This is a genomic window from Aquamicrobium ahrensii, from assembly GCF_040545755.1.
Classification (GTDB): Bacteria; Pseudomonadota; Alphaproteobacteria; order Rhizobiales; family Rhizobiaceae; genus Mesorhizobium; species Mesorhizobium ahrensii.
In genome coordinates, this window is the sequence record NZ_JBEPMN010000009.1 from 84,411 (window position 1) to 104,461 (window position 20,051).

18 protein-coding genes and 1 tRNA gene are annotated in these 20,051 nt (G+C 64.3%); 8 read left to right on the forward strand and 11 right to left on the reverse strand.

The features are described 5' to 3' along the window. Positions 1 to 37 precede the first annotated feature (37 nt). Together ctaD and ABID44_RS12695 are read left to right on the forward strand one after the other, a co-directional pair. Entirely contained in the window at positions 38 to 1,636 is a 1,599-nt protein-coding gene (gene ctaD, locus ABID44_RS12690) for a cytochrome c oxidase subunit I (RefSeq protein WP_354152077.1), read from the forward strand. Positions 1,637 to 1,647: 11 nt separating this feature from the next. Then, positions 1,648 to 2,247 carry a Tim44/TimA family putative adaptor protein gene (locus tag ABID44_RS12695; protein WP_354152078.1) on the forward strand — a complete coding sequence of 200 codons (600 nt, stop codon included), beginning with the start codon at positions 1,648 to 1,650 and terminating at the stop codon, positions 2,245 to 2,247. A 14-nt stretch (positions 2,248 to 2,261) separates the two neighbouring features. Here the strand turns inward: ABID44_RS12695 and ABID44_RS12700 are convergent, their stop codons facing one another. The 6 genes from ABID44_RS12700 to ABID44_RS12725 all read right to left on the reverse strand — a co-directional run bounded on the left by ABID44_RS12700 (position 2,262) and on the right by ABID44_RS12725 (position 8,535). Beyond that, positions 2,262 to 3,284 (reverse strand): ABC transporter ATP-binding protein, encoded by a 1,023-nt coding sequence (locus ABID44_RS12700; protein WP_354152079.1) that lies wholly within the window; start codon positions 3,282 to 3,284, stop codon positions 2,262 to 2,264. 10 nt (positions 3,285 to 3,294) lie between these two features. Then, positions 3,295 to 4,125 carry a carbohydrate ABC transporter permease gene (locus ABID44_RS12705; protein WP_354152080.1) on the reverse strand — a complete coding sequence of 277 codons (831 nt, stop codon included), beginning with the start codon at positions 4,123 to 4,125 and terminating at the stop codon, positions 3,295 to 3,297. Positions 4,126 to 4,135: 10 nt separating this feature from the next. Then, positions 4,136 to 5,008 carry a carbohydrate ABC transporter permease gene (locus ABID44_RS12710; RefSeq protein WP_354152081.1) on the reverse strand — a complete coding sequence of 291 codons (873 nt, stop codon included), beginning with the start codon at positions 5,006 to 5,008 and terminating at the stop codon, positions 4,136 to 4,138. Positions 5,009 to 5,112: 104 nt separating this feature from the next. Continuing rightward, the gene (locus tag ABID44_RS12715) at positions 5,113 to 6,435 is read right to left on the reverse strand and encodes an ABC transporter substrate-binding protein (protein WP_354152082.1); all 1,323 of its coding nucleotides are present in this window, start codon (positions 6,433 to 6,435) and stop codon (positions 5,113 to 5,115) included. 110 nt (positions 6,436 to 6,545) lie between these two features. Then, entirely contained in the window at positions 6,546 to 7,976 is a 1,431-nt protein-coding gene (locus tag ABID44_RS12720; protein WP_354152083.1) for an amidase, read from the reverse strand. Positions 7,977 to 7,980: 4 nt separating this feature from the next. Beyond that, on the reverse strand, positions 7,981 to 8,535 hold the full coding sequence (locus tag ABID44_RS12725; protein ID WP_354152084.1) for a gluconokinase: 555 nt from the start codon (positions 8,533 to 8,535) through the stop codon (positions 7,981 to 7,983). Positions 8,536 to 8,662: 127 nt separating this feature from the next. On the opposite strand from ABID44_RS12725, the gene gntR reads away from it, so the two are divergent. After that, positions 8,663 to 9,682: an HTH-type transcriptional regulator GntR gene (gene gntR / locus ABID44_RS12730; RefSeq protein ID WP_354152085.1), complete on the forward strand. Its 1,020-nt coding sequence runs from the start codon at positions 8,663 to 8,665 to the stop codon at positions 9,680 to 9,682. Positions 9,683 to 9,784: 102 nt separating this feature from the next. Here the strand turns inward: gntR and ABID44_RS12735 are convergent. Further along, positions 9,785 to 9,858 (reverse strand) — tRNA-Gly (locus ABID44_RS12735). 155 nt (positions 9,859 to 10,013) lie between these two features. Here ABID44_RS12735 and ABID44_RS12740 point away from each other — a divergent pair. Next, the gene (locus tag ABID44_RS12740) at positions 10,014 to 10,277 is read left to right on the forward strand and encodes a DUF6460 domain-containing protein (RefSeq protein WP_354152086.1); all 264 of its coding nucleotides are present in this window, start codon (positions 10,014 to 10,016) and stop codon (positions 10,275 to 10,277) included. Between the two features lie 110 nt (positions 10,278 to 10,387). Beyond that, entirely contained in the window at positions 10,388 to 11,677 is a 1,290-nt protein-coding gene (locus tag ABID44_RS12745) for an MATE family efflux transporter (RefSeq protein ID WP_354152117.1), read from the forward strand. A gap of 59 nt (positions 11,678 to 11,736) precedes the next feature. Here the strand turns inward: ABID44_RS12745 and ABID44_RS12750 are convergent, their stop codons facing one another. Further along, on the reverse strand, positions 11,737 to 12,816 hold the full coding sequence (locus ABID44_RS12750) for a quinone-dependent dihydroorotate dehydrogenase (RefSeq protein WP_378226376.1): 1,080 nt from the start codon (positions 12,814 to 12,816) through the stop codon (positions 11,737 to 11,739). Further along, the gene (locus ABID44_RS12755) at positions 12,810 to 13,160 is read right to left on the reverse strand and encodes a DUF952 domain-containing protein (RefSeq protein ID WP_354152118.1); all 351 of its coding nucleotides are present in this window, start codon (positions 13,158 to 13,160) and stop codon (positions 12,810 to 12,812) included. Before ABID44_RS12755 ends, ABID44_RS12750 begins: the two co-directional genes overlap by 7 nt. A 139-nt stretch (positions 13,161 to 13,299) precedes the next feature. On the opposite strand from ABID44_RS12755, the gene ABID44_RS12760 reads away from it, so the two are divergent. Together ABID44_RS12760 and ABID44_RS12765 are read left to right on the forward strand one after the other, a co-directional pair. Continuing rightward, positions 13,300 to 13,734 (forward strand): hypothetical protein, encoded by a 435-nt coding sequence (locus ABID44_RS12760; protein WP_354152088.1) that lies wholly within the window; start codon positions 13,300 to 13,302, stop codon positions 13,732 to 13,734. Between the two features lie 99 nt (positions 13,735 to 13,833). Next, a complete protein-coding gene (locus ABID44_RS12765; RefSeq protein ID WP_354152089.1) occupies positions 13,834 to 14,490 on the forward strand; it encodes a response regulator transcription factor in 657 nt (218 codons plus the stop codon). Between the two features lie 66 nt (positions 14,491 to 14,556). On the opposite strand, the gene ABID44_RS12770 is transcribed toward ABID44_RS12765, so the two are convergent. Continuing rightward, positions 14,557 to 18,045 carry a hybrid sensor histidine kinase/response regulator gene (locus ABID44_RS12770; protein WP_354152090.1) on the reverse strand — a complete coding sequence of 1,163 codons (3,489 nt, stop codon included), beginning with the start codon at positions 18,043 to 18,045 and terminating at the stop codon, positions 14,557 to 14,559. Between the two features lie 297 nt (positions 18,046 to 18,342). Between ABID44_RS12770 and mscL the strand changes: the two genes are divergently transcribed. Next, entirely contained in the window at positions 18,343 to 18,765 is a 423-nt protein-coding gene (gene mscL, locus ABID44_RS12775) for a large conductance mechanosensitive channel protein MscL (protein ID WP_354152091.1), read from the forward strand. Between the two features lie 56 nt (positions 18,766 to 18,821). On the opposite strand, the gene ABID44_RS12780 is transcribed toward mscL, so the two are convergent. Then, a complete protein-coding gene (locus tag ABID44_RS12780) occupies positions 18,822 to 20,048 on the reverse strand; it encodes an NAD(P)/FAD-dependent oxidoreductase (protein ID WP_354152092.1) in 1,227 nt (408 codons plus the stop codon). Between the last annotated feature and the right edge of the window lie 3 nt (positions 20,049 to 20,051).

Genomic DNA, 20,051 nt, shown 5'->3' on the forward strand with positions numbered 1-20,051 from the left:
TGCGCGAAAGCGGGAAGCGCCAGGGAAGGAGAAGAGCATGTCGGACACCACTCATGACGCGCAGGCCCCCAGCCGGAGCTTCGTCACAAGATGGCTGCTCTCCACCAATCACAAGGACATCGGCACGCTCTATCTGATCCTGTCGATGCTGTGCGGCGTTCTGGGCACCGGCCTTTCGGTCGCCCTGCGCATGGAGCTTCAGGAACCGGGTCTTCAGATCTTCGCCGATCCCGGCGTGTACAACGTCATCGTCACCGGCCACGGGCTGGTGATGATCTTCTTCGTCATCATGCCGGCGCTGATCGGCGGCTTCGGCAACTGGTTCATCCCGATCATGATCGGCGCGCCGGACATGGCCTTCCCGCGCATGAACAACATCTCGTTCTGGCTGCTCGTCGCCTCGCTGATCCTGTTCCTCCTGTCACTGTTCGTGCCGGGCGCGGCCGGCGTATCCGGCCATGGCGGCGGATGGACGATGTATCCGCCCTTCTCCGGCTCGACCGGGCAGCCGGGACCGGCGGTCGATCTCGTCATCCTGTCGATCCACCTGTCGGGCGCGTCCTCGATCCTCGGAGCCATCAATTTCATCACCACCATCTTCAACATGCGCGCGCCCGGCATGACGCTGCACCGCATGCCCCTGTTCGCCTGGTCCATGCTGGTCACCGCCTTCATGCTGCTGCTGTCGCTGCCGGTTCTGGCCGGAGCCATCACCATGGTGCTCACCGACCGCAACTTCGACACCACCTTCTTCGTGCCCTCAGGCGGCGGTGACCCGGTCCTCTACCAGCACCTGTTCTGGTTCTTCGGGCACCCGGAAGTCTACATCATGATCCTGCCGGGCTTCGGCATCATCAGCCATGTCATCTCGACCTTCTCCAGAAAGCCGATCTTCGGCTATCTCGGCATGGCCTACGCCATGGTGGCCATCGGCCTTATCGGTTTCGTGGTCTGGGCGCACCACATGTTCACCGCCGGCATATCGGTCGAATCGCAGCGCTATTTCGCCTTCGCCTCGATGGTCATCGCCGTGCCCACCGGCATCAAGGTCTTCTCCTGGCTGGCCACCATGTGGGGCGGCTCGATCACCTTCAGGACGCCCATGCTGTGGGCGACGGGCTTCGTCCTGCTCTTCACCGTTGGCGGCGTCACCGGTGTGCAGCTTGCGAACCCCGGCGTCGACCGCGTGCTGCACGACACCTACTACGTGGTGGCCCATTTCCACTATGTGCTGTCGCTTGGGGCGGCCTTCGCCATCTTTGCCGGATTCTACTACTGGTTCCCGAAGATGACGGGCTACATGATGAGCGAAACGCTCGGCCAGCTGCATTTCTGGCTGATGTTCATCGGCGTCAACCTTGTGTTCTTCCCGCAGCATTTCCTCGGCCTTTCCGGCATGCCGCGCCGCTACGCCGACTATCCCGACGCGATGGCGGGGTGGAACTTCATTTCCTCGATCGGCTCCTACATCTCGGCCGCCGGACTGGTGGTGTTCTTCATCGCCGTGGCGGAGGCCTTCGCCCGCAAGCGCACCGCCTCGGCCAATCCATGGGGCGAAGGCGCCACCACGCTGGAATGGACGCTCTCCTCGCCGCCGCCATTCCACCAGTTCAGCTCATTGCCCCGCATAGGCTGACGGAGACCGCCATGAACGAAACCGCGGACGTCGCCCACAACCTTCCCGCCATAGTCCTGCTCTCCTGGTGGGTGGCCGTCTCGATGCTGCGTTTCCTCTTGAAAGCTGACGGGGCGGATCCGACGGAAAATCTCACGGCGGATCAGCCTGATGACGCTTCCAACCAGGCTTTCCCGGCGCTTCGGGAAGCCGATCCGGGATTCAACGCGGAAACCTTCCTGTCCGGCGCGCGCCGGGCCTATGAGGAAATCCTGCGTGCCTACGGGCTTTGCGACCTCGAGGCGGTGCAGCCGCTGCTGTCGCGGGAGGTGTTTGTGGTCTTCGCCGAAGCCTGCCGGGTGCGGATGGCGAAAGGCGAGATACTGGAACTGGCTCTCGTCGGCATTCAGTCGAGCGAGATCGTCAGCGCCGACATCACTGCGGAAGCGGTCGAGGTCACCGTGCTGTTTCGCGCCGACATCATCCAGACGCAACGCCCAGCCGCAAACGACGGCGACAATCCCGCCACGGTAGCCTCCGTCGCCGATCTGTGGACGTTCTCGCGCCCGCGCCCCATCGGCCGCGAGATGTGGCGGGTCATCGCGACGGACGAGGCCCTGCAGGCCGCGTAAGGCTCGTCAACCGATCAGACGGCGGGCCGCCCGGGATCCGGGAGGGTGCGGCCCTCGCCGTCGAACCGATAGATGCTGTCCTCGCGCGGCGACACGTGGATATTGCGACCGGCCACAAGGCGCTCGTCCAGCGCGGTCCTGAAGGTGAGGGTATCATCCGCGCCGAGCGAAAGATGCACGACCGTCTCCGCACCCAGATGCTCGACACGTTCGATCCGGCCTTTCCATTTTCCGCTGTCGGCCGACCAGTCGATGGCCTCGGGCCTGATCCCGATCGTGCGGGCGTCATATTCGCGCGCCTTGCCGCCTTCGATGAAATTCATCTTCGGGGAACCGATGAAACCGGCCACGAACATGTTCGCCGGACGCCGGTAAAGCTCCAGCGGCGTATCGAACTGCTCGATGCGGCCTGCATTCATCACCGCGATGCGGTCGGCCATGGTCATCGCCTCGACCTGATCGTGGGTGACATAGATCATGGTGCTGCGCAGCCGCTGGTGCAGCTCCGATATTTCCATGCGCATGCTGACCCGCAGCGCCGCATCCAGATTGGACAGCGGCTCGTCGAACAGGAAGCCGGCGGGCTGGCGGATGATTGCGCGCCCGATGGCCACGCGCTGGCGCTGGCCGCCCGAAAGGGCGCGCGGCCGACGCTCCAGATAGGGCAGAAGATCGAGGCTCTTCGCCACCTCCTGCACCCGCGCCTTGATGACATCGGCCTTTTCCCCCGCCATCTTCAGCGGGAAAGCGATGTTCTGATAGACGCTCATATGCGGATAGAGCGCATAGGACTGAAACACCATGGCCAGCTTGCGCCTTGCGGGCGCCGCCTGGGTGACATCCTGCCCGTCGATCAGGATGCGGCCGTCCGTCGGCTCCTCCAGCCCCGCGATAAGCCGCAGCAAAGTGGACTTGCCGCAGCCCGAAGGGCCGACGAAGACCACGAACTCGCCGTCCTCGATTTCCAGATTGGCGTCCGGGATAACGACCTGGTTGCCGAAAGCTTTCTTCAGCCCGTCGAGCTTGATCGAGCCCATTGTCTTACTCCTACTTGACGGCGCCGAAGGTGAGGCCGCGGACGAGTTGTTTCTGGCTTATCCAGCCGAGGATCAGGATCGGCACTATGGCCAGCGTCGAAGCCGCCGAGAGCTTGGCCCAGAACAGGCCCTGCGGGCTGGAATAGGAGGCGATGAAGGCCGAAAGAGGCGCGGCCTTCACCGCCGTCAGGCTGAGCGTCCAGAAGGCCTCGTTCCACGCCAGGATGATGTTGAGCAGCATGGTGGAGGCGACCCCCGGAAGGCTCATCGGCAACAGCACATAGACGAGTTCCTTCCATGTGGTCGCGCCGTCCATCCTGCATGCCTCCAATATGTCGGCCGGGATTTCCTTGAAATAGGTGTAGAGCATCCACACCATGATCGGCAGATTGCCGACAAGGACTATGAGGGTGATGCCGGGCAGCGTGTCGAGCAGGCCGATGCTCTTGAAGATCAGGAAAACCGGCACCAGCGCGCCGACCGCGGGCATCATCTTGGTCGACAGCATCCACATCAGCACGTGGCGCGTCGAGGGGGCCGGCTGGAACGCCATCGACCACGCCGCCGGGATGGCGATCAGCATGCCGATGACCGTCGATCCCAGCGACAGGGCGACAGAGTTGAGGAAGTGGCCGAAATATTCCGACCTTTCCTGGACCTCGAAATAGTTCTCCAGCGTCCAGCCGGCCGGCCAGAAAGCCGGTGGAAAGGCGATCGCCTCGACCTCGGTCTTGAAGCTGGTCAGCACGGTCCACAGAATCGGGAAGAACAGCAGCAGGGCCACCGTCCAGCCCAGACAGGTGATGGCGGCCTTGAACAGGATAGGGCGCAGGGATCTCATCCGGGTCTCCTCACGCGGTCAGGTTGCGGCCGGCAAGCCGGATGGCGAAAATAGCAACGATGTTGGCGAGCACCACGGCGACGATCGCGCCGGCGGAAGCGGAGCCCACATCGAACTGCATCAGCGCCTGGACGTAGATCAGATAGGGAAGATTAGTCGAGGCGTAGCCTGGCCCGCCGCTGGTGGTGACGAAGATCTCGGCGAAGATGGCGAGGATGAAGATCGTCTCCATCAGGATGACCACAGTGATGGCGCGGCCCAGATGCGGCAGGATGATGTGCACAAGGCGATCGAAGGGGCCTGCGCCGTCCATGCGCGCAGCCTCCTGCTGCTCATGGTCGAGCGATTGCAGCGCGGTCAGGAAGATCAGCGTGGCGAAGGGCAGCCACTGCCAGGCGACGATAAGGATGATGGAAAACAACGGGTAATTGCTCAGCCACTCGACCGGCGGCAAGCCAAGCTTCATCGCCAGCCAGGCGAAGATGCCGTAGCCGGGATGCATGAGCATGTTCTTCCACACCAGCGCCGATACGGTGGGCATCACGAAGAACGGAGCGATGACCAGAAGGCGCGCGACGCCCCTGCCCCACATGGGCTGATCGAACAGAAGCGCGAGCAGGATGCCGCCGACGATCGTGATGGCGAGAACCCCGCCCACCAGAAGGATGGTGTTGACGATCGCCTGCCCGAAGGCGGGGTCGGTGAGGAAGAATTCATAGTTGCTCAGGCCGGCGAAGCCGCCAAGCGCCGGGTTCATGAGGTTGTAATAGCGGAACGACAGCCACAGCGTCGTCGCCAGCGGCACGATCATACCCACGATCAGCAACGCCACCGATGGCGCCAGAGCGAGGCGGGCCGCCCCTTTCACCCGATACCCAGACATAGCCTATCCACTTCCAGTCTCGTGGTCGAACCGCCCGATGGAGCACCCTGAAGCCGGCGGGATATCGCGGCCGGGAGAACCGGCCGCGATACAGCACAATAAACCTACTTCTTGTAGTACCCTGCACGCTCCATGGTGCGCTCCACATAGGTCTGCGATTCCTCCAGAACCTGGTCGAGCGTCCTGGCGCCGGTCAGCGCGGCAGCAATGTTCTGGCCGACCGTGGTGCCAAGCGCCTGGAACTCGGCGATGTCGATGAAGCCCGCGCCCGTATAGGGCACTTCGTTGACCGTCGGCTTGGTCGGGTTCACCGCCGAGATCGCGGCAAGCACCTTGTCGGCGAAAGGCTCGGCCACCTTCTGGTATTCGGCCGCGGCATAGGTCGACTTGCGGGTGCCCGACGGCGCCAGCAACCAGCCCTCGCGCTCGCCGACGAGCTGCGCGTATTCCTTGGACGTCGCCCATTCGATGAACTTCTTGGCGGCGGGCGCATTGTCGGTCACGCTGGCCGGGATGGCGAGCGCCCATGCTCCGCTCCAGCCGGCCGCGTCCGGATTCTTGTCGGTGATCGGGAACGGTGCGAAGCCGGTGGTTTCGGAGACGCTCGATTCTTTCGGATCGAGCAGGTAGCCGGCGGTCACGGTGGCGTCGATCCACATGCCGCACTTGCCGCTGCTGAACAGCACCCGGTTTTCGTTGTAGCCGTTGGTCGAGGCCCCGGCCGGACCAGCCTTCTTCATCACGTCGAGATACCAGGTCAGCGCCTCGCGCCATGGCTCGCTGGTCAGGCGCGGCTTCCATTCCATGTCGAACCACTCGCCGCCCAGCGCCGAGACGAAGGTGGTGATCAGCGGCGTGTTCTCACCCCAGCCCGGCTTGCCGCGCAGGCAGATGCCGTTGATGCCGTTCTCGCGGTCGGTGATTTTCTCGGCAAAGCTGGCGATGTCGTCCATCGTCGGCTTCGCCGGCATCTCGATACCGGCCTTCTCGAACAGATCCTTGCGATAGAAGGTGATCAGGCTCTCGCCATAGAAGGGCGCGCCATACATGACGCCGTCGACGCTGAGGCTGTCGCGTGTCGCAGTGATGAAGTCGTCATAATCGTAATCGGCGCTGAAATCGTCCAGCTTCGTCAGCCAGCCCATCTTCGCCCAGAGCAGGGTCTGGTAGGAATTGACCGAGATCACGTCGTACTGGCCGGCCTTGGTGGCGATGTCGGCCGCCAGCCTCTCGCGCAGCGTGTTTTCCTCCAGCACCACCCAGCGCAGCTTGATGCCGGTCTTGTCCTCGAATTCCTTCGACAGCTTCTGCATGATGATCATGTCGCCATTGTTGACCGTGGCGATCACAATCTCTTCGGCCGAAGCTGCCGGTACGGCAGCGCCAAGCGCCAGCGCCGCGCCGAGCGCCATCATGGATTTACGCATTTCCATTCCTCCTCTTTTGTCGGCCATCAGGGCCGGCTTCAATCGAACGATGCCGCCGGCCTGGACCGGCGTGGGTTGCGGACCCGGCGGGTCCGCGTGAAATCCTGAACTCAGCCGCCGGTCCCGCCCGCATCTTTGGCAGGCCCGATCGGCGTCAGCACGCCCGCACGGAGTTCGATCGCCTCGGCGGCCACCAGAAGGCGCTCTTCCTCGAATTGAGAGGCCATCAGCTGAACGCCCATCGGCACGCCGGCGGCGAGACCGGTCGGCACGGCCATGGAAGGCAGCCCCAGCAGCGGCGGAACGTGCAGCGGCGACAACTCGAGCACCATCGCCTCCGTCAGCGCGACCGGATCGGCATAGAAATTCGCCGGCTGCGGCTTGCGCCAGGCGGTCGGCGTCAGCACAAGCGGATAGGTCCGCATGAACAGCAGCCAGTCGCGGATTATGGAGGTGCGCCTCGCCAGCCCCTCACGGAACTGTTCGAAATCGACATGCGGCGTGGCGTCGAGCAGCGCGTGGGCTTCATTGATCTCGGCAGCCGGCGCATGCGCCTCGATCTGATCCAGCATGTGCCGGCGGATTTCATGGATCAGCAACCGGTCGCGCAGCATCGAAGCTTCAGCGAAGCGGGGCGGCGCGATCTCTTCAACCGTATAGCCGGCGTCGGCCAGCCAAGCGGCGACCTGCCGCACCGCCGCGACCGTTTCCTCATCGCGGGCGACACCGTCGAGCCCGCTCAGCACCGCCACCTTGCAGGGTTCGGGCCGGCCGGGGCGCGCCACCGGTTCATGCACGGACCACGGATCGAGCGGATCATGGCCGGACATCGCCCACATCCCCGCACGCAGATCCGCCACCGTTCTCGCGAAAGGCCCGTTGACGACGGCGAGCTGCGACATGATCGGCAGATCAGCCGGCGCTGAGCCGCTATAATGAGGGACGCGACCGAATGTCGGACGCATGCCGAAAACACCGCAGCAATAGGCGGGATAGCGGATCGAGCCACCGCTGTCATTGCCATGGGCGAGCGGCGTCATGCCGGTGGCGACCGAAACCGCGGCCCCGCCGCTCGATCCGCCCGGCGACACGTCCGCATCCCATGGATTGAGCGTGGGCCCGTAAAGCTTGTTGTCCGTGAACAGGCCAAAGGACAGGGCCGGCGTATTGGTGCGGCCGAGGATGATGACCCCCGCCTCGCGCCATTTGCGCACCAGCGGCGAATCCTGCGCCGCGATACGGTCCGAGAAAGCCGCCACGCCGTTGGTCGTAGCCCGCCCCGCCACGTCGATATTGACCTTGACGGTGACCGGGACGCCATGCAGGGGGCCGAGCCTGTCGCCACGGGCGACGGCCTTATCGGCCTCGCCGGCGACCGCGCGCGCCTGAGCGCCCATCACATCGACAATTGCATTGACGGCCGGATTGACGGCATCGATCCGCTCCTGGCAGCTCTCAACCACCTCAAGGCAGGAAACCCGCCTTTCGCGGACCGCAGCAGCTATGTCCATCGCGCTCCAGCGCCAGATATCGCCGCTCATCGGATCACGCCTCCCCAACGCCATGCCGGGAAAAGCCCATCGCCTGCAAGGCTCCCGCCACGATATGCGCCTGGCTGTCCTCGATGGAAAAGGAAACGCCCTCCTCCTCGTCCGGGGCCTCCAGCGTCTCGATCTGGCTGTCCAGCAGTTCGATCGGCATGAAATGGGTGTGCCTCTCCCCAAGCCTGGCGCGGATCAGCGCGACCGGTCCCGACAGATGAACGATCGAGAGGGGCGACAGCGCCTGGCGCAGCACGTCCCTGTAGCTGCGCTTCAGCGCCGAGCAGGCAATGACGACCGGGCCGCCACCTTTGTTCATTTCGGCGATCGCGGCTTCTGAAATCGCTTTCAGCCACGGCCATCTGTCCGCATCCGTCAACGGCTCCCGCTCCGACATCCTGCGGATATTCTCTTGCGGATGAAGATCGTCAGCCTCGATGAAGCTGCCGCCCATCCTTTCGGCCAGCGCCCTTCCAATCGTTGACTTTCCGGCACCGCTAACGCCCATGACCAGAACATATCTGGCCCGGCCGTCGGCGTTGGCGGCTGGTGTCGGCATGAGGCCCACAACACTCTCCCTCGACAAGTCTCGACGGAGTTGTGAATGAAAGCGCTTTCATTGTCAATGCGACTTTTCAAATTTCCAAATCGATGACACAACTCGTCCAGAGGCTGGAGCAAAATCGATGGACGCACGTGTCAGGCTTTCGGACGTGGCCAAAGCGGCAGGCGTCAGTTCCGCCACCGTTTCGCGGGTGCTGCGCCGGCCTGAACTGGTGTCGCCTGGCGTTCGCGAGCGCATTCTCGCCGTCATCGAGGAGCTGGGTTACTTCGCCAATCCGGCGGCGCGGGCGCTGGCCTCGGCCCGCACCAACGTCATCGGCATCCTGATCCCCTCGCTCACCAACAATGTGTTCGCCGATGTGTTGCGCGGCATCTATTCGGTGGCGCAGGACAGCCCGTACGATCTCCAGTTCGCCAACACCCGCTATTCGAACCTGGAGGAAGAGAACCTGCTGCGCGTCTTCCTCAGCCAGAAGCCGGCGGGGCTGATCGTCACCGGCATCGACCAGTCGCCGGCCTCGCGCGCGCTGCTGAAGCAGGCCTCCTGCCCGATTGTCCAGATCATGGAAACCGGAGACGATCCTATCGACATGATGGTGGGGTTCTCCCATGTGCGCAGCGCCCATGCCGCCACCGCCCATCTGGTCGGGCAGGGTTACCGGCGCATCGCCTTCCTCGGCGCCCGCATGGACCCGCGAACCCGGCGGCGACTGCAAGGCTACAGCCGCGCGCTGGAAGAGGCCGGCCTGTTCGACGAGCGGCTGATCGTCACCACACCACGCTCCTCGACGGTGACGCTCGGCTGCGAACTGCTCGGCCTCCTGCTGGAGAAGGAGCTGAACGCCGACGCCGTGTTCTGCAACAATGACGACCTGGCGCTCGGCGTGCTGTTTGAATGCCAGCGCCGACGCATCGCGACGCCGGCGGAAATGGGCGTTTGCGGTTTCAACGACCTTGAGATGATGGCGGTCGCCAACCCTTCGATCACCAGCGTCAGGACATTCCGTCAGGAGATGGGAGAACGGTCGATCAGAATGCTGATCGACCGAATTGAAGACAGGCCTGTAAAGGCGCCGGTCGTCGATCTCGGCTTTGAGCTGATGGCCCGACAGAGCAGCCAACGCCGTCCTCCGCCACTATAATCGGAAAGGCCTGCAACGAAGCAGGGCGCGCAACGGGCCGCCGCAGAAACGCGGCTGCGACCGGAGAGCCTTTTCAGATTTCGATGGATTGCAATGGAAGACTGGAGCGGGTAGCGGGAATCGAACCCGCGCGTTCAGCTTGGGAAGCTGACAGGCTACCATTACATCATACCCGCGCTGCGCTTCGTTAGCATGCGCCGGCCGCCCGCCGCAATCACAAAGCGCTCGCTTTCACCCGCCTTCGCCGGACACAAAAACCACCAGCGGGTTTTGCTTGCGGGCAAGCCGGCACTTGCCTATTTGGGAAGGAACGGATGTGAAGGAGAACGCCGTGTCCGCCCTTGCCCGCTTCCTCGGCGATTCGCCGCTGCGTGTCCTTCTCAAGCTTCTGGTCGTGTCCTTCCTCGTCGGATTGGTGATGAGCGCCTTCGGCTGGTCGCCCTATGACGTCGTCATCGGCATCCGCAGCTTCTTCGTCGACATCTGGAATCTCGGCTTTCGCGCCATCGACCGCGTGCTTGGCTATGTTCTGCTCGGCGCGGCGATCGTGATCCCCGCTTTCCTGCTCATCCGCATCGCCAACTACCGCAAGTAGCCGGCTTCGGCCTATGCCGCATCAGGGGCGAAGATAGCGTGAACACTCGGCCCAAGCTGGCGCAGGCCTTCACCGTGTCCAATCGTACGGTGCTGGCCATCGCCGTGCCGATGACGCTTGCCTATATGACGACGCCGCTGCTCGGGCTCGCCGACACGGCGATCATCGGCCAGTATGGCGATGCGGCCATGCTTGGCGGGCTGGCCGCCGGCGCGCTGGTGTTCGATTTCGTCTTCTCGACGCTGAGCTTTCTGCGCTCGGGGACCACCGGCCTGGTGGCGCAGGCCCTCGGAGCCGGAGACAGCGGCGAGGAACAGGCCGTGTTCTGGCGCGCCTTTCTCATTGCGCTGGTCCTCGGCCTGGCCGTCGCGTTACTGGCTCCCCTGATCGCGACGGGCGGCATAAGCTTTCTCGGCGCGGAGCCCGAGGTCAACCGCGCGCTCGACACCTATGTCCGCATCCGCCTGCTGGGCGCGCCGTTCACGCTCATCAACTATGCGATTCTCGGCTATCTGCTCGGCCGCGGAGACGGCAAGACCGCGCTGGCGCTCCAGTTTCTGCTCAACGGCACCAACATCGCCTTTTCGCTGGTGCTCGGCCTGCATCTTGGCTGGAACGTCGCCGGCGTGGCCTGGGGCACGGTCGGGGGCGAACTCACCGCGATGCTGGCCGGCATGGCGATCGTGCTCTCGCGGTTCCGCACAGGACCGCGCGTCGGCCTCGCCCGGATCGCAGACATGCCCGCCATCGGGCGCATGATGTCGCTGAACCGCGACATCATGATCCGCTCCTTCGCCCTTATCGCGACCTTCGCACTGTTCACCCGGCAGGGTGCGCAATTCGGCACGGTGACGCTGGCGGCCAATGCCGTGCTCATGAACTTCTTCATGGCGACCGCCTTCTTTCTCGACGGTTTCGCCACAGCGGCCGAGCAGCTTGCCGGCCGGGCGGTCGGCGCTGGCGACCGCATCGCCTTTCGCCGCACCGTGCGGCTGTGCGCGCTGTGGGGTTTCGTTCTATCCGGTATCGCCACCGCCGCGCTGCTGGGTTGGGGCGGCGATCTGATCGCCTTTCTCACCACCGCCGAGGATGTGCGCGAGCTTGCAGCCACCTTCCTGCCATGGGCGGCCTTCACCGCGATGAGCGCAGTGCTCGCCTTCGAGATGGACGGCGTCTTTATCGGAGCCACATGGTCCGCCGACATGCGCAACACCATGCTGCTGTCGCTGGCCGCCTTCGCGGCCACCATGATGGCGCTGACGCCGCTGCTCGGCAATCACGGCCTGTGGCTGGCGCTGCACATATTCCTGCTGCTTCGCGGGATTGGCCTCGCCGCCATGCTGCCGCGGCGCGAGCGCGCAACCTTCGCGCCCGGCCCCGCGAGTTCAGAAGCAATCTGATCCTTTTTTTGACGCCGCGCCGAACGCAAAACCGCGTCGCACTTTTGCTGGCAATCCTCTCAGAGCGGCTTGGTCGCCCAGGCGTCGAGCCTGCTGTCACGCAGTTCGCGAACCGATGCCTGACCGTCCGCCCGCAGCGCCTCGACCATACCGGTGACAATACGGGCGGGAAGCGACGGGCCGGCGAAGATCATGCCCGTGTAAAGCTGGACGAGGTCGGCTCCGGCGCGGATCTTCTCCAGCGCCGTTTCGGCCGAATTGACGCCGCCGACACCGATGATGGCGATCCCGGGGCCAAGCAGCTTGCGCATCTTCGCCAGAACGATCGTCGATCGCTCGAACAGCACCTTGCCGGAAAGACCGCCGGTCTCGCTGGCCACTGAGCCGCTTTTGAGCGGCGGGCGCGAAATGGTGGTGTTGGAAACGATGACGCCCTCGATGCCGCTGGTCAGAACCTCGGCGGCGATATCCTCCAGTTCGGCCTCGACCAGATCGGGGGCGATCTTGAGGAAGATCGGCGGCTGTGCGGAGGCGGTCTCACGCGCGGTCACCAGCCGCGACAGAAGCTCGGCAAGGTGCTCGCGCGCCTGCATGTTGCGCAGGCCCGGCGTATTGGGCGAGGAGATGTTGGCGGTGAGATAGGAGGCGAGCGGCGCAAAACGCGCCACGCCGCGCTCATAATCGGCGATGCGGTCGGCGCTGTCCTTGTTGGCCCCGATATTGACGCCGACAATGCCGCCCTTACGCTTGCGGGCGAGAAGCCGGCGTTCGGCCGCGTCATGGCCTTCATTGTTGAAGCCCAGCCGGTTGATCACCCCCTCGTCTTCGACAAGGCGGAAGATGCGCGGGCGCGGATTGCCGGCTTGAGCCAACGGCGTGACCGTGCCGACCTCGGCGAAGCCGAAGCCTAGCCCGAGCAGTGCGTCCGGCGCCTCGGCGTTCTTGTCATAGCCGGCGGCCATGCCGAGCGGGTTGGGAAAATCGAGCCCGCAGAGCCTGACCCGCAAACGCTCGTCGCGCGGCGCGCGCGGACCAACCGGCAAGCCGCAACGCAACGCGGCGATGGACAGCCCATGGGCGGTTTCAGGGTCGAGGGAAAACAGCAGCTTCCTGCCGATCGCATCCAGCGCGGTCATGATCGCTCCAGTTCGGGAAACTGATGCCGCCCGCCTGCCCCCAGAGGCAGCGGACGCACCCAAAGCGCGACGCTAACCGGGAGTTGCGCGTAAAGATGCGGGAACATGGCGCCGCCGCGTGAGGGCTCCCAGCGCAGGGCCTCGCCCAGCGCGGCGCCGTCCACCGCCACCAGCAGCAGGTCTTCCTGCCCGGCAAAATGCCTTGCGGCGGTCTCGCGCACCTGATCGGCGGTCGAAAAGTGAATATAGCCGTCGGCATGATCCACCGGCGCGCCGGTGAAACTGCCGGTGCGTTCGGCTTCCTGCCACAGCGCACGCGGCACGATCTTGTAGATGAGGCTCGACATGAGCGGGCTATAGACCCTGCCGCCCGCCATGGAAAGTGCACCTGTTCGGCCATCCCCATTTCGGGCACAATGAACCTTATGCTGATGTGGGCGTTCTATCGCCGATGTTTTTGGCCCTGTCGGCCGGAAGGAGACCGTCATGCGTGGTCGCGCCCTGATCGCCCTGCCCCTGCTCGCCCTGCTTTCAGCCCCGGCCGCGGCCGAAAGCGACGCCGAACGCTACCGGCTGGAAAAGACCGAAGACGGCTATGTGCGCATGGACACCACCACGGGGGCCATGTCGACCTGCCGCGAGCAGTCCGGCCAGCTTGTCTGCCGTATGGCGGCGGACGAGCGCACAATGGCCCAGGACGAGATGGACCGCCTGCAGGATCAGCTGAAATCCCTGGAAGAGCGCGTGGCCAGGCTCGAGAACTCGCTGACCGCAAAACTGGAATCCAGCCTGCCCACGGAAGAGGAATTCAACAGGACCATGGGCTATATGGAACGTTTCTTCCGCTCCTTCATGGGCATCGTGAAGGATCTGGAAAAACGGGATTCCCCCGACACCAAGCCTGCGCCGGACCGCACATGAGCGGAAGATGCGCAGTTTGCGCTTGAAATCGGCGCACCTCGCCGCATAATTTGGCGACTGTCCTCCGGCGCACCTGACCGCTGGACAGGGAGGAAGACAGTGCCGGCAGGCTACACCTTCGTCATCGCCGACGATCACCCCCTTTTTCGAGGGGCCTTGCGAGAAGCGATCGCCGGTATGGGCGATGCGCCGTCGATCCTCGAAGCAGGCGATTTCGAGAGCGCCAAGGCGGCGCTGCTCGCCAACGACGAGATCGATCTTCTTCTGCTTGACCTCGCCATGCCCGGCGCAAGCGGGCTTTCCGGCCTGATCTCCTTGCGCGGCACACATCCCTCGGTGCCGATCGTGGTGATTTCGGCGCATGACGATCCCACCACGGTGCGCCGCGCGCTCGACCTTGGCGCGTCGGGCTTCATTTCCAAGTCGGCCAGCATGGAAGAAATCCGCAACGCCGTACGCACCGTGCTTGATGGCGGCATCGCCGCCCCGGCGGCCCTGGACCTCGGCAAGGAAAGCGACCCGGAAATCTCCAACCTCATCCGCCGCCTGCAAACGCTGACGCCGCAACAGACACGCGTTCTTTCCATGCTGGGCGAAGGCCTGCTCAACAAGCAGATCGCCTACGAACTCGGCGTGTCGGAAGCCACCGTCAAGGCGCATGTCTCGGCGATCCTGCAAAAGCTCGGCGTCGACAGCCGCACGCAGGCCGTCATCCAGCTTTCCAAGATCGGCCCGGATTCCATCGCGGCGGCCTGAGAGCCCGACCTGGCCGCCACTGCATGATCTTAGTCCGAAAAACCTGCAACTTTTCGGGATCAAGCTTCACTCCGCCGCCAGCGGCCGAACGCGTGAAAGCAAGGTGCGCAATACGGCCGGCCGCACCGGCTTGTTGATGACGGAGACGCCGCGCGCCTCGGCCGCCGCGCGCACCTCCGTCGACCGGTCGGCCGTCACCAGCACCGCCGGAGTGTCGGGGCCATAGATTTCGCGCAGCCGGTCGATAGCGTCGAGACCGTTCTCGCCGTCGAGATGGTAATCGGCAAGGATGATGTCAGGCGCGGCCCGCCGCTCGCGCGTTTCCAGAAAGTCACGCATGCCCGACCAGGTGGCGACTTCGCAGCCCCAGCCTTCAAGCAGCAGGCGCATGCCTTCCAGAATGCGGGGGTCGTTGTCGATGCACAGGATTTCCAGTCCCGACAGCGTCGAAAACGGTCGCGGCGGCGCCACTTGGCGCTGGACCGGCAGCTCCACCTCGCCCACCGCCATGGGCATGAGCACGGAAAACCGCGTGCCTTTTCCGGCTTCCGAAAAGATGCGGATCTCGAGGTGCAGCACGCGGGCGATACGATCAACGATGGAGAGGCCGAGCCCCAGCCCTTCCGCCTCCCTCGCTCCCTCGTCGAGACGCGTGAACTCGCGGAACACGGTGTTGAGCTGATCGGCCTCGATGCCGATGCCCGTGTCGATCACCTGAATTTCCACCAGATCGCCACGCCGGCGCGCGCCAACCAGAACCGTTCCCTTGCGCGTGTACTTGATGGCGTTGGAAACCAGGTTCTGGATCAGCCGTCGGAACAGGTTGCGATCAGTGCGCACTCGGATGGACGAGGGCACGATGCGCAGCCGCAACCCCTTTGCCGCGGCCATGGGCTGGAAGTCGGTGGCGAAATGCTGGAGCAATCCGTCGAGGCCGAAAACGGTTTGTTCCGGCTTCAGGGCGCCGGCGTCGAGACGGGATATATCGAGCACGGCGCCCAGAATGGTCTCCACCGATTCCAGCGAGGATTCGATGTTGACCGCCGCTTCACCAAGCGGCCCGCCGGTCGCCTTCTCGATGAGCGAGGAGCAATAGAGGCGGGCGGCGTTGAGCGGTTGCAGGATGTCGTGGCCGACGGCGGCGAGGAAACGCGTCTTGCCCAGATTCGCCTCCTCGGCGATTTTCTGCGCCTGCGCCAGTTCCTCGTTGACCTGCGTGAGCTCGGCGGTGCGCCTGACCACCCGCTGCTCCAGGGTCTCGTTCACCCGCTTCAGGGCGAGGTCGGCCTGCATACGCTGGGTGATGTCGGCATAGGTGGCGACGATGCCCCCATCGGGCATGGGATTTGAACGCAGCTCCAGTATGCGCCCGCCGGTTCTCAATTCGAGCTGCCACGGCTCGCCGAAGCGGGTCAGCCGGTCGAGGGCCGCGATCTCCTCCGCCGCTGTTATGTCGCCGCGCTCGCCGAGATGGCTGAGGATCTGCGCCAGCGTGACGCCGACCTGGCCCATGTCATCCGGCAGGTCGAACAGCAGGCGGTATTGCCGGTTCCAGCAGGTCAACCGCAAATCCTTGTCGAAGACGGTGATGCCCTGCTCCATCTGGTCGAGCGCGATCTGGAGAAGGTCGCGGTTCTGCTGGAGCGCATCCGAGGCGTCGTCGAGCAGGCGGAAGGCGTGCCTGGCCGAGCGGTCGTGGCGCTGCACCAGCAAGGACAGGATCAGACGCGCCGACGACGAGCCGACGGCGCTGGCCAGAAGCTGCTCGCCGAAGCGCAGCGTCTCGGCCGTTGCCGGCGCATGGCCAGGGAACTTGCGTCCCTCGCGCTGCTCGAAAGACTGGAAGGAGCGCTCCGTCCGTTCGACGCCAAGATAGCGCGCGATAGTGTCCTTGATTTCATTGACGGTGACGCCGGTGCGCATGCGCCGCAGGCTGGGCATCGGGCTCGCTTCGCGCGGCACGAAGATCGAAGCCTGGATGCGTTCGCGCGGATAGGCCGCCCGCGACAGCGAGCCCAGTATGTAGAACACGATGTTGATGGCGACGCTCCACAGCACGCCATGGGTCAGCGGCTCGCCGCTGGTGCCGAACAGCGCCTGAGGCTTCAGGGCGGCGATGCCAAGCGGTCCCTCCAGCAGGAACGGGGTTTCGGCCGGCAGCACCGAAGGCACGAACAGCGTGTAGGCCCACATGAGGATGCCGGCGATCATGCCCAGCACCGCGCCGCGGGCGTTGGCCCCGCGCCAGATCAGGCCGCCGACGAAGGCCGGCGCGAACTGGGCGATGGCCGCGAAGGAAATGAGGCCGAAGGCGACGAGGCGCACATTGTCGGCCATCTCCAGATAGTAGAGGAACGACACGAACAGGATGCAGAAGATCGCCGCGCGGCGGATGACGATGATGACCTTCGACCAGTCCTCCCGCTCGCTGGAAGCCGAGCGCAGCAGGCGGCGCAGGACCAGCGGGATGACGAGGTCGTTGGAGATCATGATCGACAGCGCCACGCTCTCCACGATCACCATGGCGGTCGCAGCCGAGAGCCCGCCGATGAAGGCGATCATGGCCATGGCGTCATGGCCGTTGAACAGGGGAACGGCCAGCACGTAGAGGTCGGCGCTCGCGCGGTCGCCGATCACGGTGAGGCCGCCGAAAGCGATCACCAGCACGAACAGGTTGATGAGCACGAGATAGAGGGGGAACAGCCATCCCGACGTCTTCAATTCCTGCTCGCTGCGGTTTTCCACGATGGTCATGTAGAACTGCCGGGGCAGCATGATGATGGCGCCCGCCGCGAGCAGCGTCATGACGATCCAGCTCGCCAGCGGCGTCTGGAAGCCGATGGACGCCTGCACCATCTCGTTGGCCCGCATGGCCTCGACGAGATTGCCGGGACCTCTGAACAGGAACAGCGTGACCGCGACGCCAACCGCGAGGAACGCCGCCAGCTTGATGACGGATTCCACCGCCATCGCCAGCACAAGTCCGTCCTGATGCTCCGTGGCGTCGGCGTGGCGCGTGCCGAACAGCACGGCGAAGACGGCCAGCAGGAAGGCCACGACGAAAGCGACGTCACGGTAGACGAATTCGTCGGAGATCGCGTCGGGCGAATAGAACGCCGCCATGAGCCCGATGGAGCCGGCTATGGATCGCAGTTGCAGCGCGATATAGGGGATGACGCCCACGGTGGCGATGATAGTGGCGATAGAGGCCACGGCGAAGCTCTTGCCGTAGCGGGCCGCAAGGAAATCGGCGATGGAGGTGATCTTTTCGGCCTTGCTCAGCCTGATGACGCGCTTCAGGAACGGATAGCCGAAAACGAAGATCAGGATCGGTCCGACATAGATGGTCAGGAACTCAAGCCCCCTTTCGGAGGCGAGGCCGACCGAGCCGAAAAACGTCCACGACGTGCAGTAGACCGCGAGGCTGAGCGAATAGATGTAGGGACGCGAGGCGATCGGGCCGCGCCGTGCCGCATGGCGATCGCCGAAAGCGGCGACGGCGAACAGCATCGTCACATACAGAATGGCGGCGATGACAATCAACCAGCCCAGCACGGCCCAACTTCCACGACTTCCTCAACCGCGAGGCAAGCACAGCCGGCAAAGCCTGTCCACCGCGACCTTCGGCGCGTATCGCCCCGCGGCGTCCATGGTTTCTGACTTGCTTCGATATTTCGATTGAACGCCGGATCGATCCGCAAGCGGATTGCGTTTTTCGGCCCGGCCCCGGCAAGGAAGCCGCGCTGCAATTTCCAAGTTTTTCAACCCACGGTTTCTGCTATTGTCCGTCGGGCTTCGGACAAACGGGGCTTTTAACATCGGCGGCGCATGCCGCAATTATTGGAGAGGCAAATGCTGAAGGAATTTCAGGAGTTTATTTCCAGAGGCAATGTGATGGATCTGGCTGTCGGCGTGATCATCGGCGGCGCCTTCGGCAGTATCGTCGATTCGCTGGTCAACGACATCATCATGCCAATCGTCGGCGCCATCTTCGGTGGCCTCGACTTCAACAACTACTTTCTGCCGCTGTCTTCGGCGGTCACAGCAACCTCTCTCGAGGCAGCCAAACAGCAGGGCGCGGTGTTCGCCTACGGCTCGTTCATCACCGTTCTGCTGAACTTCGTGATCCTGGCCTGGATCATTTTCCTTATGGTCAAGGCGGTGAACAATGTGCGTCGGCGCGTCGAAAGCCAGACTGCTGCCGAGACAGAGGCGCCGCCGCCGGCGGACGTCGCCCTGCTGACCGAGATCCGCGACCTGCTGGCGCGCAGGTAAGCCACCACGGGTTCCGTTTCGCAAAGCCCCGGCCGCCACGCAGCCGGGGCTTTCGTTCATCCCACAGCGGCGAGCGCCGCCTTCAGCGCATCGGCGCCTTGCAGAACCATTTCCCGCGAAGGTGAAAAGCCGGCAGCCAGCATCTTGCGGCCCAGCATATGATCGGCGGGGCGGTTGACCGACTCGATGGCCACCAGCCGCCCGCCCGCGAAGTGATAGACGGAGAACCTGTTCTCCTGTGGTTCTCCAACGATCACATGGCTGTCGGCGCCGGCCGTAAGCCCCACCATCTGCAACTTCATGTCGCCGATATCGGACCAGAACCACGGCACCGCGGCATAGGCGTCCGAGCCGCCCGCGATGGTGCGCGCAGCCAGCCGCGCTTGGTCGGTGGCGTTCTGCACCGATTCCAGCCGCACATCGCCGCCGGTGAGCCAGTGCCGGTAGGACGCCACATCGCCGACCGACAGGACTTCCGGCACGGAACTGCGCATTCGTTCATCAATGCGAATACCGTTCGAGACGATAATTCCGGCACGTTCGGCCAGCTCGACATTCGGCACGACGCCGACGCCGACGATGACGAGTTGCGCCGGCAGGCGCTCGCCGGCAGAGGTGAGGGCCGAGGACACATGTCCGTTTTCACCTTTAAGCCGGCTGACAGTCGCGCCGGTGAGAATGCGTACGCCAAGTTCGGTGAGACGCCGCCGCACATGCGCGCCGATCGGCGGCGCGACGACCCGCCCGAGGAGCCTGTCGGCCGCCTCGACAACTGTGACGTTGCGCCCGGCCGCGCGCAGCGTTGCAGCGATCTCCAACCCGATGAAGCCGCCCCCCAGAACCACCACGTCGGCGCAGGTCGCGCTCAGTTCGCGAATGAGACGCGCATCCGCCACTTCCCGCAAAGAGACCACGCCGGCCAGACCCACTCCCTCTATGGGCGGCTTGCGCGGCCGCGACCCGGTCGCGAGGACCAGCCGGTCGAAGGTGATCGGCGCGCCGCCGGCAAGCTCGAGGCGACGGCCGGCAAGGTCGATACGGGCGACATGCAGTCCGGGGCGATAGTCGATATCGTTGGTTACGTAGAAATTTTCGCCGCGCAGCAACTGCGGTCTGGCTTCCGCGTCCTTGATGAAGGTCTTGGAGAGCGGCGGCTTGTGATAGGGCAGCTCGTTTTCCTCGCCGATCAGCACGACCGGCCCGTCATAGCCCTCTTCGCGCAGGCTGGCCGCGGCCTGAACGCCAGCGTGGCCGGCTCCAACAATGATCGTTCCGTTCTTCATCGC